Here is a 16,095-nt window from a genome sequence, read left to right on the forward strand (position 1 = left end):
AAATGCCCCCGGAAAGGACGCGGTTCCCGTCACGTCCTTTCGGACGCCTGTCGTCAGGTGGGTTCGCGGTCGTAATAGTCGACGTCCGATTCGGCGCGGAAGATCTTGTGCAGGCCGGGCTCGCCGTGGCGGCTTGTCGACACGCTGATCTTGCCGGAGTCCGGATACTCGCAGACGTCGATCTCGGCGCGCGTCGACACGGCGAGATAACGCATCGTCGTCGTTCCGGTGTTGACGATCTGGTGGGCAACGGCCGCACCGCCGGTGGGGCAGGCGATCACGTCGTACCGGCGGATGGGATAACGCTGATCCCCGAAACGCAGCTCGCCCTCCACTTCGAGGATCAGGAACATCTCCTCCTCGCCGTGATGGGGATGGAAGGGGCACTGCGCCTTGCCGGGCGGCAGGACGGTGAGATTGTAGCCGAGTTGGCGCGCGCCGATGGCGTCGCTGAACAGCGCGCGGCTCGACGTGTAGCGGCCGTTTTCCTCGACATCGTCGAAGGTCACCTCATCGAGGTTGGCGATGGGCTTCATGGGGGCTCTCCCTCGCTCGACCGGGATCGCCCATGCGGCCCGGCGTGTCAGAAAGCCGTTATGGTGCGCATCAGCGCGTCGTCGATCCGGACGGATCGGCCGAGGCCCTGCCTTCAGCTCGCGGCGGCGATCGGCTCGTCGAAATCGGCGAGGCCGAGGCGGCGGCGCATGAAGGAGTTGTCGCCGATGAGATCGCCGATCGTGTACTCGTCGAGCACCGACAGGAAGGCTTCCAGCGCTTTCCGCAAGGCGGAGTTGAGCCGGCAATTGTCGATCAGCGGGCAATCGACGGAGCCGCTTTCGAAGCATTCCGCAAGGATGAAATTGTCTTCCGTCAGCTCGACGACGCGGCGCAGGCTGATCGCCGCAGCCGGCCGGCCCAGGCGGATGCCGCCATTGCGGCCGCGCACGGTCTCGATCATGCCCGCCTCGACCAAAGGCTGCAGGATCTTGAACATGAACAGTTCCGACGCCTGGTTGGCGGCGGCGATGTCCTTGATCCGGCTGAGGCGACCGCGATTGGTGGCGCAGTACATCAGGATCCGGATGGCGTAGTTGGTCTGGCGTGTCAGCCGCATGGTGTCAGGTCCTTCTCCGCGCCAGCCAGCGGAATGTGGAGCCTTTTTAGAAGAATTCCAAGTCTTTTTGAAGGACAGGCTGCGGGCGGGCCTCGCGAAGCCCGCCGATACGCCTGCGGGGCCCGCAAGTGCAGGGGCCGCGGCACGGCCGTGAGTCACCCCGGAAACCGGTGCCGCCATCGTCGTCGGCGCGGCGACCGTCCGTCGGGCGATGCCAACAGCCGGCCAGACGCGATTGTGGAAACCTGCGCCAGCCACCGCCATCCGCGACAGGCTTTAAGTTGACTGCTATAATCATATTAACATAAGGGTTCCGCCGAAACGGTGCCGGCGTCCACTCTTTCCAGGTCCGCCCGCTCCCTGTGCAACAGACCATCACGATCGGCCTCATGACCACGATCCGCAACGTCCGGCAGCGTGCTGCCTTGATCGCCGCACTCGTCCTGCTCCCCTTGATCGCGCATCCGGCCCTTGCGCAGGACACCGCGCCGGCCGCTCCGGATGCCTCGTCCGCCGTAACCGCGCCCGAGAACGCGCCTGCGACCAGCCCGGCGCCGGCGGTGTCCGATCCCGCTGCGACCGCGGCGCCCTCCGTCGCGGAACCGTCGCCGGCGGACGTTCCGGCGGCGACAGGCGATGGCGCGACGGCCCCGGCGCCCGAGACCGCCGCGCCGCCGGCCGCTGAGGCCGCGTCTCCCGATGCCGTGCCGGCCGACACCGCCGAGCCAACGGTTTCCCCCGTTGACGCCGATGCGCCCGCTGGGGCGACGCAGCCGGGCGTCACGGAACTGGCGGCCCCGGCGCGCAGCGAGACGCTGCCGCACGACCTCTCGCCGCTCGGCATGTTCCTGGCCGCCGACTGGGTGGTGAAGGCGGTGATGATCGGCCTCGCCTTCGCCTCGCTCGTCACCTGGACGATCTTCGTCGCCAAGGGCATCGAGATCGCCTTCGCCAAGCGCCGCGCAAGCGCCGACGTCCGCCGCCTGGAGCGCGCGCCAGATCTGGTGGGTGCAATCGGCGACGAGCGCTCGGCCCGTCGCTGGCGCAGCCCGGTGGGATTGCTCGCCAAGTCGGCGGAAGCCGAACGTGCCCGCTCCGCCGGCCTTTCCGACGACGGCGTCAAGGAGCGCGCCCAGGTGGCGCTGTCGCGCATCGAGTCGCGCGGCGCCCGCAGCATCAATCGCGGCACCGGCGTCCTGGCGACGATCGGCTCGACGGCGCCCTTCGTCGGCCTGTTCGGCACGGTCTGGGGCATCATGAACTCGTTCATCGGCATCAGCGAGGCGAACACCACCAATCTCGCCGTTGTGGCCCCCGGCATCGCCGAGGCGCTGCTGGCAACCGCCATCGGCCTCGTCGCGGCGATCCCCGCGGTGATCATCTACAACGTCTTCGCCCGCTCGATCGCCGGCTACCGCGCCATCCTGTCGGACGGCTCGGCCGTCGTCCTGCAGCACCTGTCGCGCGAGCTCGACCAGGACCGCGCCGGCGCCCGCCGCGCCGCTCGCCTCGCCGAAGCCGCGGAGTAGTCCCATGGCCTTCAAGCTCGAACAGGAAGACGACGGCGTCGGCGAGGTCTCGGAGATCAACGTCACGCCGTTCATCGACGTGGTGCTCGTCCTCCTGATCATCTTCATGGTGGCGGCGCCGCTCTCGACGGTCGACGTGCCGGTGGACCTGCCGACCTCCAATGCCGAGCCGCAGGAGCGACCCGACGAGCCGGTCTACCTGACCGTGCAGGAAGACCTGTCACTCGTTCTCGGCGAGGCGCCGATCACCTCTGAGGCGCTGGCGGCGGCGCTGGACGAGCGGACCGGCGGCAATCGCGAGGAACGGATCTTCCTGCGTGCCGACGGCGCGGTCTCCTATGCCTCGCTGATGGATGTGATGAACAAGCTGCGCAGCGCCGGCTATGTCCGCATCGGCCTGGTTGGCGTCGAAGAGACGGCGGCGGCCCCGCCGCCCGCGCGCTGACCATGGCCGGGGAACCGCTCACGAGTGCCGAGACCGGCGGCGGTCGCGCCGTGGTCGCGCGCTGGACGCTGGCCGCCACCGTCGTGGTCGCCGTCCATGCCGTCGGCGCCTGGGCGCTGGTCACCCAGGCCCCGCCGGCCGAGCCGCAAGGCACGCCGCAGGCAGCGGTGCTGATCGAGCTGGCCCCGCCGGCCGCCGCGCCGGAAGTCGCAGCGCTCGAAGCCGCCGAACCAGCGGCCGAGCCGGTCGACACGCCGTCCGAGGAACCCGCGCCGCCGGAACCGGTCGAGCCCCCGACAGAACCGACGCCGGCCGAGGTGCCGCCGGAGCCGGTGACCCCGCCCGAGCCGGTCATCCCGGAACCGGTCGTGCCCGAGCCGGAAGTGCCGGAGCCCGAACCGGAGCAGCCGGAGGCGGCCATTCCCGAGCCGGAGCCCGAGGTGACCGAGACGCCGGAGCCACCCGAGCCGGAGATTGTCGAGCCCGTACCGGAAGAACCGGAGCCGGAGCCCGCCACCGTCGCCAACGTGCCGTTGCCGACGGCCCGCCCGACCCCGCCGCGCCCCGTCCGCGAGGCAGCGCGCCAGGAACGGACCCGGGAGACCCCGCGCCAGAAGAAGGCAGAGCCCGCGCCCCGCAAGCGCGAGGCGGCTGCCCCGCAGCGCCGGTCGCCGGCGCCGTCCACGGCGTCGCAGGGGCAGCGCCAGCAACAGGCCTCGCAGGGCGCAAACGTGTCACGCGCCGCCCTCGCCTCGTGGCAGAGCCGTGTCCAGGCCAAGCTCAACCGCAACAAGCGGACCCCGCGTGGCAGCGGCTCCGGCACCGTGCGGGTGGCCTTCGCGATGGACGGCAACGGCCGGGTCGTCTCGGTGCGGATAGCGGGTTCGAGCGGCGTCGCCGCGCTCGACCAGGCGGCGGTCGCGCTGGTGCAGCGCGCCAGCCCCTTCCCGGCGCCGCCGAGCGGCCGGCAGGTGTCGCTCACCGTGCCGGTGGCGTTCCGCTAGCGGACGCTACCGGCGCCCCGACCTCGCCTCAAGAAAAGCGCGGCCCGTCCAGCGGCGATCAGCCGGCATCTTCGGATCCGGCAGCATCGTCGTCCCGCCGGCCGCGGCGCCAGTAGGCGCTGACGAGATGGGCGCTGCGCTTCAGCCGCCAGGTCTTGCGGCAATGCTCGCGGATTGCCTTGAAGGCGGCGAACTCGCCCGCGACATAGACGAAGCAGCCCGGATCGGCCGGCCAGTGGAGCGCGGTGACGGCGGCCCGCAGAAGGTCCGTCATCCCGGCGGCGCGGCCGCCCCGGTCGAGCCAGACGATCTCGAAGCCGGCAGGATGGGCGAGCGCCTGGATCTCGCCTTCGTCCTGCACCTCGATCATCGCCGTGCCGCGTGCCTGCGCCGGCAGGCTTTCGAGCATGCGGGCGATGGCCGGCAGTGCCGTCTCGTCTCCGGCAAGCAGATAGCGCTCGGCCGGCACTAGTTCGCCGCCGCCCGGTCCCATCATGCCGACGATGCTGCCGGGCTCGGCCGTCCGCGCCCAATCGGAGCCGGGGCACGAGCCCTCGTGCATGACGACGTCGATGTCGACCGTTGCCGCCGCGACGTCGATGCGGCGGATCGTATAGGTGCGGGCGGTGAGCCGGTCCTCGCCCTCCGGCCATGCCGGAATGCCGGAGCGGTCGGCGCATGGCCAGACCGGCAGCCGCCCCGCAGGCGGGAACAGCAGCCGCACATGCAGGCCGCCCGCCTCGAAGCGCGCGAGATCGGACCCGGTCAGCCGGACACGACGTATGCGCGGCGTCAGATCGACCGCCGACACCACGCGCATCTCGCGGAACTGCGGCAGCTCGCCGGTCTCGCAGCCATCGCCCTGCCAGATGATGTCGGCGGAATCGCCGAGAAACGCGCGGATATTGTAGGCGACAAGATGCTTGAGGCTCGCCAGCGCGCCGAGATCGTCGGCCGTTGCCGTCGCCGTCACCAGGCTCTCGCGATAGGCAAGGCGCGCCACGCCGCCGTAATAGGCCATGCGCAGCTCTGCCCCCGGCTCCACCGGACGGGACACCTCGTCCGGCAACTGCGCGGCGACGCTGTCGACGAACTTCGCCGCTTCGTCCATGGTCATCGAAAGGAATGCGACGAAGCGGGCCTGAGTGGCCTCGCTGTCGGCGCCGGCAAGCGCTACCATCGCGTGGCCCGTTCCGGGACCGCGCCAGTGCGCCGCAAGGCATGGGGAGTATCCATCGCCTGTCCCTTTTCGATGGCCGAATGCTATGGCACCGGTAGCGAAACATGATAAGCGAAGTCAAGTTTGCGAGGCGGGTCGCAGTGCCGTGGCGCTGCCGCGATCCGTTCGGGCGCCGGTTCCGGCGTCATCCGTCCGTGCTGCTTCACATGGTGACTTGCGGCGCGCCCGATTGCGGCGCTAGCTGATCTTCGTCGCCCTTCGAAAACGACATTGCGAGGTTGTCATGCGTATCGTCCTGCTTGCCCTCGCCTTCACCGCCGGCACGGCCCACGCGCAGGCGACCATCGAAGCCGATCCGGTGGAGCGCGGCCGGGTCCTCGTCGTCGCGAACTGCTCGGGCTGCCACGAGGTGGGCCTCGACGGCGACAGCCCGAACCCGCAGGCACCGCCCTTCCGCACCCTGTCGGAGCGGTTCCCGATCGATGCGCTGGAGGAGACCTTCATCGGCACGATCGACACCGGCCATCCGGGCATGCCGGTCTTCGAGGCGTCGCAGGACCAGATCGACGACGTCATCGCCTATATCGCCGCCGTCATGGAGTAGGCGCGCCGCCCGGCCCGGATGCGACGACCGCTTCGAAATGCCGGCGCCAACCACCTTGCCTTCCGCCCCCGGGCATCGACAAGCGCGGCCGCGCCGCTGCCGATCGCCCGGCTTTTTCCGTCATCTTCGTGAGTATTGCCGTGCTGGCCCGCTTCTTTGCCTATTATCGACCGTACAAGGGCCTCTTCGCGCTCGATTTCGGCTGCGCCGTCCTCGCCGGGCTGCTCGAGCTCGGCTTTCCGATGGCGGTCGCCGTCTTCATCGACCGGCTGCTGCCGAGCGGCAACTGGAACCTGATCCTCCTCGCCTCGGCGGGGCTCCTGGCCATCTACATCCTCAACACCGGGCTCCTGGCGATCGTCAACTACTGGGGCCACATGCTGGGGATCAACATCGAGACGGACATGCGCCGCAAGGCGTTCGACCATCTCCAGACGCTGTCCTTCAGCTTCTTCGACAACCGCAAGACCGGCCATATCGTCGGGCGGCTGACCAAGGATCTCGAGGAGATCGGCGAGGTCGCCCATCACGGCCCGGAAGACCTTTTCATCGCCCTGATGACCTTCGTCGGCGCCTTCCTGCTGATGCTGTCGATCAACGTCCCTCTCGCCCTGATCACCGCCGCGATCGTGCCCGTCGGCACCTATCTCACCGCCCGCTACGGCGGGGCGATGACCAAGACCTGGCACGGGATCTATGGCAGCATCGGCGAGTTCAACGCTCGGATCGAGGAGAATGTCGGCGGCATCCGCGTGGTCAAGGCTTTCGCCAACGAGGATCACGAGCGGACGCTGTTTTCCCGCAACAACGACCTCTACCGCAGCCGCAAGCTCGACGCCTACCGCATCATGTCGGCGACCCTGTCGCTGAACTACCTGTCGCTGCGACTGATGCAGGTGATCGTGATGGTCGCCGGAACCTATTACGTCCTGAACGGCAACCTGACCAATGGCGGCTTCGTCGCCTTCCTGCTGCTCGTCGGGGTGTTCTTCCGGCCGGTCGAGAAGATCGCGGCGGTGATCGAATCCTATCCCAAGGGCATCGCCGGGTTCCGCCGCTATACCGAGCTGCTGGATACCGAGCCGGACATCAGCGATGCCCCCGACGCGGTGGACGTCGAACTGCTGCAGGGCGACATCCGCTATGATCGGGTGACCTTCGGCTACCAGCCGGGCAAGCCGGTTCTGACCGAGCTGAACCTGTCGATCCGCGCCGGCGAGACGATCGCGTTCGTCGGCCCCTCGGGGGCCGGCAAGACAACGCTCTGCTCCCTGCTGCCCCGCTTCTACGAGATTCAGGGCGGGTCGATCAGCATCGACGGGATCGACATCAGGCAGATGACGCTGCGCTCGCTGCGCCGCCATATCGGCGTGGTGCAGCAGGACGTCTTCCTGTTCGGCGGCAGCATCCGCGACAACATCGCCTATGGCCGCCTCGACGCCTCCGACGCCGACATTAGCCAGGCGGTGCGCCGGGCGCATCTGGAAGACACGATCGCGCGCCTGCCGGAAGGGCTCGACACGATCATCGGCGAACGCGGCGTCAAGCTTTCGGGCGGGCAGAAGCAGCGCCTGTCGATCGCCCGGATGTTCCTGAAGAACCCGCCGATCCTGATCCTCGATGAGGCGACCTCGGCCCTCGACATGGAGACCGAACAGGCGATCCAGCTTGCGCTCGCCGAACTGTCGGTGGGCCGCACGACGCTCGTCGTCGCGCATCGCCTCTCGACCATCCGCCAGGCCGACCGGATCGTCGTGGTCGACCAGTCGGGCGTTGTCGAGGAAGGGCCGCATGCCGACCTGCTGGGGCGCCGGGGCGCCTATCGACGCCTGCACGACGCGCAGTTCGTCGCCTGAGACGGCGACCGGGCCAGGATGCGGCCAAATTGTGACACAGCCGCAACACAGGCGCCGAAGGACGCACCCGCGTAAAACTTGATACTTGGAGTCAAGTTTTGTTCGTGCGAGGGCTCGTTGACAGAGTCTCCAACCGGATCAAGCCCATGTATCTGCGCGCCCGCCTGCTCGTTTCCGTATCCGCCATCGGTCTTGCGGCCCTGTCGCAGGCATCGGCGCAGACCAACGGCCAGATCGTGCTGGACACGATCGTGGTGGAAACCGACGGCGCAACGGACGGCGCCAGCGGCGGAACCGGAACGGGTCCGGTCGACGGCTATGTGGCCCGGGACACAACCACCGGCTCGAAGACCGACACGCCGCTGATCGAGGTGCCGCAGTCGGTCTCGGTGCTCGGCCGCGAGGAACTCGACGATCGCGGCGTCCAGAAGGTCGACGAGGCGCTGCGCTACACGCCCGGCGTGTTCACCCAGCCCTACGGATCCGACACCGATACCGACTGGTTTTACATCCGCGGCTTCAACGCCACGCAGACCGGCGTCTATCTCGACTCTCTGAACCTCTATTCCTACGCATTCGGCGGCTTCATCATCGACCCGTTCCAGCTCGAGCGGATCGAGGTGATGCGCGGCCCGGCCTCGGTGCTCTACGGCGGCTCGAATGCCGGCGGATTGGTCAACTCGATCTCCAAGCGCGCCAATGGCGAGCGCATCCGCTATATCGAGGGCGGCATCAACGACGATCCGAACGGCTATGGCGCCTTCGATATCGGCGACCGGCTGACAGCGGACGGCGTCTGGAGCTATCGCCTCCTCGGCAAGCTGCAGGGCGGCGAGACCGACACCGACTATGCCGACAATTTCCGCGGCTTCATCGCCCCGAACCTGACCTGGTCGCCGGACGCCGACACGCGGCTCAACCTCTATGCGACCTACCAGTATGACGACCAGCGCCACGTCAACGGCTTCCTGCCCTATGTCGGCAGCGTCGTAGACGCACCGTTCGGCAGGATCGACCGCGACCTGTTCTATTCGGAACCCGATCTCGACAAGTTCGAGAACAGGCAGGTCACCGTCGGCTACGAGTTCGACACGGAAGTGGCGGACGGCATCACGCTGACGTCCAACACCCGCTACGGCCGCGCCGAGCGCGAGGAATACGGCCCGTATTTCTACGGCTATTACGACCCGGCCACCGGATTTGGCGGTCTCGAGGACCCAGTCGGGCCCGACTATCTCTTGAACCGGATCAACTTCTCTCACGACACCACGGTCGACACCTTCACCACCGATAATCGCGCGACGTTCGAGTTCGCCACCGGCGCGATCGGACACGCGCTGATGACCGGCATCGACTACAAGTATTTCGGTATCGACCAGGTGCAGGCATCCGGCGGCGCCGATCCGCTGAACCCGACCAACCCGAACTACACCAACGACTTGCCGGCTCTCTACGCGCCCTATCTCGACGAGACGATCGACCTCAATCAGGTCGGCGTCTACATCCAGGACCAGGCGAAGTTCGGCGACGGCTTCATCCTGACGCTCAACGGCCGCTACGACGAGGTCTGGATCGACCGTGACGACCGCAGCACCTTCGACGCCGACTACGACAGCCGGGAAGGCTCGTTCAGCGGCCGCGCCGGCCTCGGCTACGAGTTCGCCAACGGGCTCGTGCCCTATGTCAGCGTGTCGCGCTTCTTCAATCCGCAGATCGGCACGGATGCCAACGGCGAGGGCGTCGTGCCGGAGGAAGGCGAGCAGTACGAGATCGGCGTGAAGTACGAGCCGAGCTTCCTCGACGGCGTCTTCACCGCCTCGCTCTTCGACCTGACCCGCCGCAACACGCTGCAGTCGATCGCGCCGGCCTACATTCCGCAGACCATCGGCGAGATCAATTCGCGCGGCGTCGAGCTGGAAGCCAAGGTCAATCTGGACGAAAGCTGGCGCATCACCGGCGCCTTCACCGCCTACGACCTGACGATCGAGAAGGACGCCAACCCCGACATCGTCGGCAACCGTCCCTATCTCGTGCCGGAAGTGCTGGCCTCGGCGTGGCTCGACTACACCGTCCAGCACGGCACGCTGAAGGGCCTCGGCCTCGGCGGCGGCATCCGCTACATCGGCGACAGCTACGCCGACAACGAGAACACGCTGAAGGTGCCGGACGCGACCGTCTTCGACGCGGCACTCCGCTACGACCGCGACGACTGGGGCGTCTCGCTCAACGTCAACAATGTCTTCGACAAGAAATACGTCGCGGGCTGCCAGACCAGCGCGTCCTGCGGCTACGGCGAAGGCCGCGACGTGCTGCTCAAGGCGCACATGACCTGGTGAGGCGGCAGGCCGCGAGCCTTGCTCGCGGCAGGGGATCAGGCAGGGCCGTCAGGGCCTGCCGCTCGACCCGGCGCCGAAGCATCCGGATCGCAGACATTGCCGGGGCGCGGCGAGACGCCGGCCCCCGACGGACGATCAGTTCATCGCAACCGTGCTGGGCGCGATCCGGATGGTCGTGCCGTCCCGGCTGATATCGACGGCCTGCGGCGCGTTGCCGAGGGATTCGGGCACCATCAGCGTCAGCGACTGGCCGTCGGAAAGGCGGGTCGAGACGCGCACGGGGGAACCGGCGCTGCCGACCAGGGTCGCGACGACGTCGTAACCTTCGTCGGCGACGGTGTAATAGGCGACGCCGTTGAGGCCGCCCAGTTCGATGCTGCGTCCCTGCAAGGGCTTGAAATCGTCTGCCGTAGCGGCTGCAGTCGTGGCGATGATGATCGCCACGGCTCCGAGGAGCCTGTTCATTGTCTTCTCCATTGGGGTGCTGTCCGCGTGCTCGTTCACGCGACAAGCCGGCCTTGCCGGGAGAGCGTTCTATGCACCTCTCGCGCCCTCAGTGAAACTGAGAAATGCTGCGATGCAACGTAAGAATAACTTACTGCTCGGCGTCACGCGGCCAAGCGCCGGAGGACGGGACATGCCGGTATAGAGGACAAGAGCCGGGCAAAGCCGGCGCCGCTCGAAGAGCGACGGCAAAGGCTCAGGCCAATCCCTGCTTTTGGCAGTCGCCATAGACCGCGATCGTCGCGGCGTTCGCCCCGGATATCTGCCTGACGACGAAGGTCGGGTCGCCCGGGCCCGGCTGCCGGGCCAGTTCGCCGCGAAACAACCTGTCGTCGGTCGCACCGTCGCGGTTTCTTTCGGCCACCATGCCGCAGACCGCGACCGTGCCTTCTGCGGTGAGGCCCGATCGCAGCGGATAGAAGCTGATCCCGGCCGCAGCGGGAAAGCTACGGGTGACCGCGAGCCGCACCACGTCGCTCTCGGTCGCCGAGAGCTGGTACGGGGTCGTCGGCGTCAGCTTCACGCCCGGCTTCTCGCCATAGAGCGGCACGCCCATCAGGTGAATGTCCGGGATCGAGACGCGCGGCATCTGCGGGAACGCGAAGTTCGACATCGGCGAGCCGAAGCTGCACCCTGCGAGCGCGCCGCAGCTCGCAAGAACGATCATGTGTCGTCGAGCCATGAAAAAGCTCCCCCTCCGACATCGCCATAACAGCTTGGGCAAGAAATTGTGCGAAATCTGGGCAACCCTTGCGTCAGGCTGACGGGTGTTGCTCGCCGGCCGCAGCGGCACCCGGCCGTGTTTTCGCGGGCCTGCGCGAGACCCGGGCCACTACGGCGCAAGGAAATGAATCTTCGTGCCGCGACGCCATGGCGCACAGGCAGGACCGATCACTATCTCATGCGTTGTGAATGCTGACGACGAACGAACGAGGCGGCCGATGGCGACGAATTCTCCTGCGAAACAGCCGCATCCTGCGTCTTCCCACCGGGGAGTTTTCGCCAGACGCCCTGCCTCTGCAATCCGTGACGCCGCCCGCTGTTGGGCGATACCGGCGTTGGCATTCGCCCTCCTGGTGCCGGGTGCCGTATCCACGGCATCGGCCGCCGACTGCACGGCCGCAGCGCGGCCGGGCATCGACTGGAGTGGCTGCAACCGGAAGAACCTCAGCCTGGCGGGCGCCAACCTCGAACGTGCTGCGCTGAAGGACACCGATTTCGGCCTCACCGATCTCACCAAGGCGCGGCTGACATCGGCCAATCTGGAGGAGGCCGAGCTCGTGCGCAGCTCGCTGGCCGGCGCCAGTGCCGACGGCGCGAACTTCACCAAGGTCGAGGCCTATCGCACGGATTTTTCGGCAATCTCGGCAGTCGACGCGTCGTTTCGGAGCGCCGAGCTTCAGCGGGCGAATTTCACCGGCGCCGTCCTCACCGGCAGCAATTTCGAGAAGGCCGAGCTGGGTCGAGCGAATTTCGCCGGGGCCGAACTCGCCGACAACATGTTCGGCTTCGCCAATCTGGCGCGCGCCATCTTCAGCGGCGCAAGGATCGCCGGCGAGCCGGACTTCACCGGGGCCTACATGTTCCTGACCCGGATCGAGGGCTCCGACCTCTCGGCCGCCAAGGGCCTCGACCAGATGCAGATCGACCTGGCCTGCGGCGACGACGCGACGGTCCTTCCCCAGGGGCTGGTTGCTCCGGCAAGCTGGCCCTGCGCCCCGGAATGAACCCGAGCGTCACCGTCGGGCATTGACACGTTCCGCACAATTGATCAGGTGATCGAACGATTTCTGCCGGAACCGATCGCTGCTTCGCGCGACCCAGCATCACCGGTTTCCGCAAGGACGCCGTGCTTCGGACGAGTGCTCCTCGCTCACCCGATCCGCGCGCCAGACAGCCGAGCCTCTGACGATGAACAGTTACGGACGTTTCCTGGCGAGCAACACACGCTGGCTCGCCGGCGGCTTCCTGCTGACCTTCTTCTCGGCGTTCGGGCAGACCTTTTTCATCGCCCTGTCGAATGGTGAGATCCGCCATGAATTCGGCCTGAGCCACGGCGATTTCGGCGGCATCTACATGCTGTCGACGCTGCTCAGCGCGATGACGCTGCCGTTTCTCGGGCGCCTGCTCGACCGCTATTCGGTCGCCGCCGTGGCCACCGGCACGATGCTGATGCTGGCCGTGGCGATCGTCATGTTCGGGCTGGTCTGGTCGCTGCCCACGCTGGTCTTCGCCATCTACATGCTGCGGCTGTTCGGCCAGGGCATGATGTCCCAGACCGCGCTCACTGCCACCGGGCGCTGGTTCGCCGCCAATCGCGGACGGGCGATCTCGATCACCACGATCGGCTTCCGGGTCGGCGAAGGCTGCTTTCCCTTCCTGTTCGTTCTGGTCGCCGGCTATTTCGGCTGGCGCGGGGCGTGGTTCGCGGCCGCCGTGGCGGTCCTCGTCGCCCTGCCGCTGATCGTCGCGCTGGTATGGGTCGAACGCGACCCGCAGAGCGAGCCGATCTCGCGCGCGCAGGCGGAAATGCGCAACTGGACGCGCGGCGAGGTGCTGCGCGACTGGCGCTTCTACGTGATCAGCCTCGGCGTGTTCGCGCCGCCCTTCATCGGCACGACGATCTTCTTCCACCAGATCTACCTGACCGAGCTCAAGGGTTGGCCGCTGCATCTCTTCGCCAGCGGTTTCGCCGTCATGTCGGTCACGACGATCGCCTTCACGCTGGCGGCCGGCTGGCTGGTCGACCGATACTCGGCCGTGAGGCTGCTGCCGGCATTCCTCCTGCCGCTGGCCCTCTCGTGCTTTGCCATTGCGTGGCTGACACCGGAATGGTCGATCTTCGTGTTCATGGGCTTGCTGGGCGTCAGTTTCGGCTTTTCCGGCACGATCGAAGGCGCCATGTGGCCGGAGCTCTACGGCACGAAGCATCTCGGCGCGATCCGCTCGATGGTCGTCGCCGCCATGGTGCTCGCCACGGCGATGGGCCCGGGGATCACCGGGATGCTGATCGATGGCGGGATCGACCTGCCCGTGCAGTTTGCGGCGATGGGCGGATACAGCCTCGTCGCGGCACTGGCGATGTGGCTGGTGGCGCGCAAGATCCGCCAACCCATCACTGCCCCCGCTCCAGTCTAGCGACCGTAAAAATCGCGCAAAACGCGGCTTTTGCGGAAGATAGACCGGCTCGTCGAACGTCCTGCCTTCTTTCGCGGGCATTTGTGCGCTATTGCACGGCACAATCCTCCCAACATCGAGATCATCATGTCCAGCACGAAGCCGTCTTTGCTCACGCGCGATCAGACCGTATGGCGCGAAGGCCGCGAAGCCGCCCGCAAGCGCCTGACCAAGAAAGACAACCCCTACGCCTCGGGAACCGCCGACCACCGCGCCTGGAACAAGGGCTTCAAGGGCGAGTAGAAGCGCGAGGGCTCAGCCCCGCCGCACCATCAGCGGAAAAGGCGCAGCCGACAGGCCTCAGTTCAATCCCAGGAATTGCCGCAGCTCCGCCGTCTTCGGCGCCGCGAAGACTTCCCTGGGCGGTCCGATCTCGTGCACCCGTCCCTCGTGCATGAATACGACGCGGTTGCAGACGTCGCGGGCGAAACTCATCTCGTGCGTCACCATGACCAGCGTCATGCCTTCGGCGGCGAGTTCGCGCACCACCGCCAGCACTTCCGCCACCAGCTCGGGATCGAGCGCCGAGGTGACCTCGTCGCAGAGCAGCGCCATCGGCTCCATCGCCAGCGCCCGCGCGATCGCGACGCGCTGCTGCTGGCCGCCCGACAGCTCGTCCGGATAGGCATCGAATTTGTGCGCGAGGCCGACGCGCTCCAGCTGCCGGCGGGCCATCGCCTCGGCCTCTTGCTTCGACTTCTTCTTCACCACCGTCTGCGACAGCATGACGTTCCGCCCGGCGGTCAAATGCGGGAACAGGTTGAACTGCTGGAAGATCATTCCGACCTTCAGCCGCAGCGCCTTCAGCTGCGTCTCCTGCGGCAGGAGTTGCGCGCCGGCGACCGAGATCGACCCGCCGTCGATCAGCTCCAGCCCGTTGATACAGCGCAGCAGCGTCGACTTGCCCGAGCCGCTCTTGCCGATGATCGCGACGACTTCCCCCGCGGCGATGTCGAGGTCGATGCCCTTCAGCACCTCGTTGTCGCCGAAGCGCTTGCGAACCTCAGTGACCGCGATGAGCGACATTCAGCTTCCTTTCCAACAGCTGGCTCGACTTGGACAGCGGCCAGCACAGCGCGAAATAGATCAGCGCGACGAGCCCGTAGACGATGAAGGGCTGGTAGGTGGCGTTGGTGACGATGGTGCCGGCCCGCGTCAGCTCGACGAAGCCGATGATCGAGGTCAGCGCCGTGCCCTTGATCACCTGCACCGAGAAGCCCACCGTCGGTGGCACGGCGATGCGCAGCGCCTGCGGCAGGATGACATGGCGCATCTGCTGCACCCGGCCCATGCCGAGGCTCGACGAGGCCTCCCACTGCCCCTTGTGGATCGCCTCGACGCAGCCGCGCCAGATCTCTGCGAGGAACGCCGCCGTCCAGAGGATCAGCGCGAGGCCGGCGGCGAGCCAGGCCGGCAGGTTCACCCCGAACAGGGACAGGCCGAAGAACGCCAGGAACAGCTGCATCAACAGCGGCGTGCCCTGGAACAGCTCGATATAGCCCTTGGCGAACAGCCGCAGCCCGCGCGCCTTGGAGATGCGCAGGAACAGGATCACCATGCCGACCAGCCCGCCGCCGATGAAGGCGCAGAGCGACAGAACGATCGTCCAGCGCGTCGCCAGCAGCAGGTTGCGCAGCATGTCCCAGAGGGTGAATTCGACCATCATCGCGCGGCCCGCCGCGGGAAGATCGTCGTGCCGAGGAGCGCCATCGCCTGCCGCAGCAGGATCGCCAGAGCGAGATAGATCAGCGTCGAGGCGAAATACGTCTCGAACGCGCGGAAATTGCGCGACTGGATGAAGCTCGCGGCATAGGTCAGGTCTTCGGCGCCGATCTGCGAGACGACGGCGGAACCCAGCATGACGATCACCACCTGCGAAGACAGGGCCGGCCAGATCCGCTGCAGCGCCGGCACCAGCACGACATGGTGGAAGGTCTCGAACGGCGTCATCGCAAGGCTCGCCCCCGCCTCGAATTGGCCGCGCGGCGTCGCCTGGATGCCGGCGCGGACGATCTCGCAGCCATAGGCGCCGAGATTGATGATCATCGCGAGATTGGCCGCCTCGATCGCCGACATCTGCAGCCCGATGGCCGGCAGGCCGAAGAAGATGAAGAACAGCTGGATCAGGAACGGCGTGTTGCGGATCAGCTCGACATAGCCGGCCACGATCGGCCGTGCCCATCGGGGTCCCAGCGCCCGCACCCAGGCGCAAGCGATGCCGAGCGCGATGCCGAGCAACGCGCCGATCAGGATCAACTGGAGCGTAACAGCGATGCCGCTGAGGATCAGCGGCCAGTATTGCGCGATCCAGCCGTAGTCGAACTCGTAGTCCACGGGCGATCTCCG

17 protein-coding genes are annotated in these 16,095 nt (G+C 67.2%); 9 read left to right on the forward strand and 8 right to left on the reverse strand.

What is annotated here, in order from left to right:
* Positions 1-53 precede the first annotated feature (53 nt).
* Positions 54-536, reverse strand: coding sequence for a cupin domain-containing protein (locus GTW51_RS12955; RefSeq protein ID WP_163044356.1), 483 nt, complete (start codon positions 534-536; stop codon positions 54-56).
* A 113-nt stretch (positions 537-649) separates the two neighbouring features.
* Entirely contained in the window at positions 650-1,114 is a 465-nt protein-coding gene (gene rirA, locus GTW51_RS12960; RefSeq protein ID WP_163044357.1) for an iron-responsive transcriptional regulator RirA, read from the reverse strand.
* A gap of 389 nt (positions 1,115-1,503) precedes the next feature.
* On the opposite strand from rirA, the gene exbB reads away from it, so the two are divergent.
* Genes exbB through GTW51_RS12975 form a run of 3 tightly spaced genes read left to right on the forward strand, consistent with a single transcriptional unit; the run spans position 1,504 to position 4,092 of the window.
* Positions 1,504-2,643 (forward strand): tonB-system energizer ExbB, encoded by a 1,140-nt coding sequence (gene exbB, locus GTW51_RS12965; RefSeq protein WP_163044358.1) that lies wholly within the window; start codon positions 1,504-1,506, stop codon positions 2,641-2,643.
* Positions 2,644-2,647: 4 nt separating this feature from the next.
* Positions 2,648-3,088, forward strand: a complete 441-nt coding sequence (exbD, locus tag GTW51_RS12970; protein ID WP_163044359.1) for a TonB system transport protein ExbD — start codon at positions 2,648-2,650, stop codon at positions 3,086-3,088.
* A 2-nt stretch (positions 3,089-3,090) separates the two neighbouring features.
* Complete coding sequence (locus tag GTW51_RS12975; RefSeq protein WP_163044360.1) at positions 3,091-4,092, forward strand: energy transducer TonB; 1,002 nt, start codon at positions 3,091-3,093, stop codon at positions 4,090-4,092.
* Between the two features lie 58 nt (positions 4,093-4,150).
* Here GTW51_RS12975 and GTW51_RS12980 read toward each other — a convergent pair whose 3' ends face one another.
* A complete protein-coding gene (locus GTW51_RS12980; RefSeq protein WP_163044361.1) occupies positions 4,151-5,272 on the reverse strand; it encodes a siderophore-interacting protein in 1,122 nt (373 codons plus the stop codon).
* Positions 5,273-5,555: 283 nt separating this feature from the next.
* Here GTW51_RS12980 and GTW51_RS12985 point away from each other — a divergent pair, with 283 nt between their 5' ends.
* From GTW51_RS12985 to GTW51_RS12995, 3 genes are all read left to right on the forward strand, one after another.
* Positions 5,556-5,876 (forward strand): c-type cytochrome, encoded by a 321-nt coding sequence (locus GTW51_RS12985; protein WP_163044362.1) that lies wholly within the window; start codon positions 5,556-5,558, stop codon positions 5,874-5,876.
* Positions 5,877-6,016: 140 nt separating this feature from the next.
* Complete coding sequence (locus tag GTW51_RS12990; RefSeq protein WP_163044363.1) at positions 6,017-7,732, forward strand: ABC transporter transmembrane domain-containing protein; 1,716 nt, start codon at positions 6,017-6,019, stop codon at positions 7,730-7,732.
* A 146-nt stretch (positions 7,733-7,878) separates the two neighbouring features.
* Positions 7,879-10,068, forward strand: coding sequence for a TonB-dependent siderophore receptor (locus tag GTW51_RS12995; RefSeq protein WP_163044364.1), 2,190 nt, complete (start codon positions 7,879-7,881; stop codon positions 10,066-10,068).
* Positions 10,069-10,203: 135 nt separating this feature from the next.
* Here the strand turns inward: GTW51_RS12995 and GTW51_RS13000 are convergent, their stop codons facing one another.
* Positions 10,204-10,533 (reverse strand): hypothetical protein, encoded by a 330-nt coding sequence (locus tag GTW51_RS13000; RefSeq protein ID WP_163044365.1) that lies wholly within the window; start codon positions 10,531-10,533, stop codon positions 10,204-10,206.
* A 235-nt stretch (positions 10,534-10,768) separates the two neighbouring features.
* The gene (locus tag GTW51_RS13005; RefSeq protein WP_163044366.1) at positions 10,769-11,254 is read right to left on the reverse strand and encodes a hypothetical protein; all 486 of its coding nucleotides are present in this window, start codon (positions 11,252-11,254) and stop codon (positions 10,769-10,771) included.
* Positions 11,255-11,630: 376 nt separating this feature from the next.
* On the opposite strand from GTW51_RS13005, the gene GTW51_RS13010 reads away from it, so the two are divergent.
* The 3 genes from GTW51_RS13010 to GTW51_RS13020 all read left to right on the forward strand — a co-directional run bounded on the left by GTW51_RS13010 (position 11,631) and on the right by GTW51_RS13020 (position 13,992).
* Complete coding sequence (locus tag GTW51_RS13010; RefSeq protein WP_246233063.1) at positions 11,631-12,299, forward strand: pentapeptide repeat-containing protein; 669 nt, start codon at positions 11,631-11,633, stop codon at positions 12,297-12,299.
* Positions 12,300-12,483: 184 nt separating this feature from the next.
* Complete coding sequence (locus tag GTW51_RS13015) at positions 12,484-13,710, forward strand: MFS transporter (RefSeq protein ID WP_163044368.1); 1,227 nt, start codon at positions 12,484-12,486, stop codon at positions 13,708-13,710.
* A gap of 126 nt (positions 13,711-13,836) precedes the next feature.
* A complete protein-coding gene (locus tag GTW51_RS13020) occupies positions 13,837-13,992 on the forward strand; it encodes a hypothetical protein (protein WP_163044369.1) in 156 nt (51 codons plus the stop codon).
* A gap of 57 nt (positions 13,993-14,049) precedes the next feature.
* Here GTW51_RS13020 and GTW51_RS13025 read toward each other — a convergent pair whose 3' ends face one another.
* Genes GTW51_RS13025 through GTW51_RS13035 form a run of 3 tightly spaced genes read right to left on the reverse strand, consistent with a single transcriptional unit; the run spans position 14,050 to position 16,083 of the window.
* Positions 14,050-14,775, reverse strand: coding sequence for an amino acid ABC transporter ATP-binding protein (locus GTW51_RS13025; protein ID WP_163044370.1), 726 nt, complete (start codon positions 14,773-14,775; stop codon positions 14,050-14,052).
* The gene (locus tag GTW51_RS13030; RefSeq protein WP_163044440.1) at positions 14,753-15,412 is read right to left on the reverse strand and encodes an amino acid ABC transporter permease; all 660 of its coding nucleotides are present in this window, start codon (positions 15,410-15,412) and stop codon (positions 14,753-14,755) included. Before GTW51_RS13030 ends, GTW51_RS13025 begins: the two co-directional genes overlap by 23 nt.
* Positions 15,412-16,083, reverse strand: a complete 672-nt coding sequence (locus tag GTW51_RS13035; RefSeq protein WP_163044371.1) for an ABC transporter permease subunit — start codon at positions 16,081-16,083, stop codon at positions 15,412-15,414. Before GTW51_RS13035 ends, GTW51_RS13030 begins: the two co-directional genes overlap by 1 nt.
* Positions 16,084-16,095 lie beyond the last annotated feature (12 nt).

This window comes from Aurantimonas aggregata, assembly GCF_010500835.1.
Classification (GTDB): domain Bacteria; phylum Pseudomonadota; class Alphaproteobacteria; order Rhizobiales; family Rhizobiaceae; genus Aurantimonas; species Aurantimonas aggregata.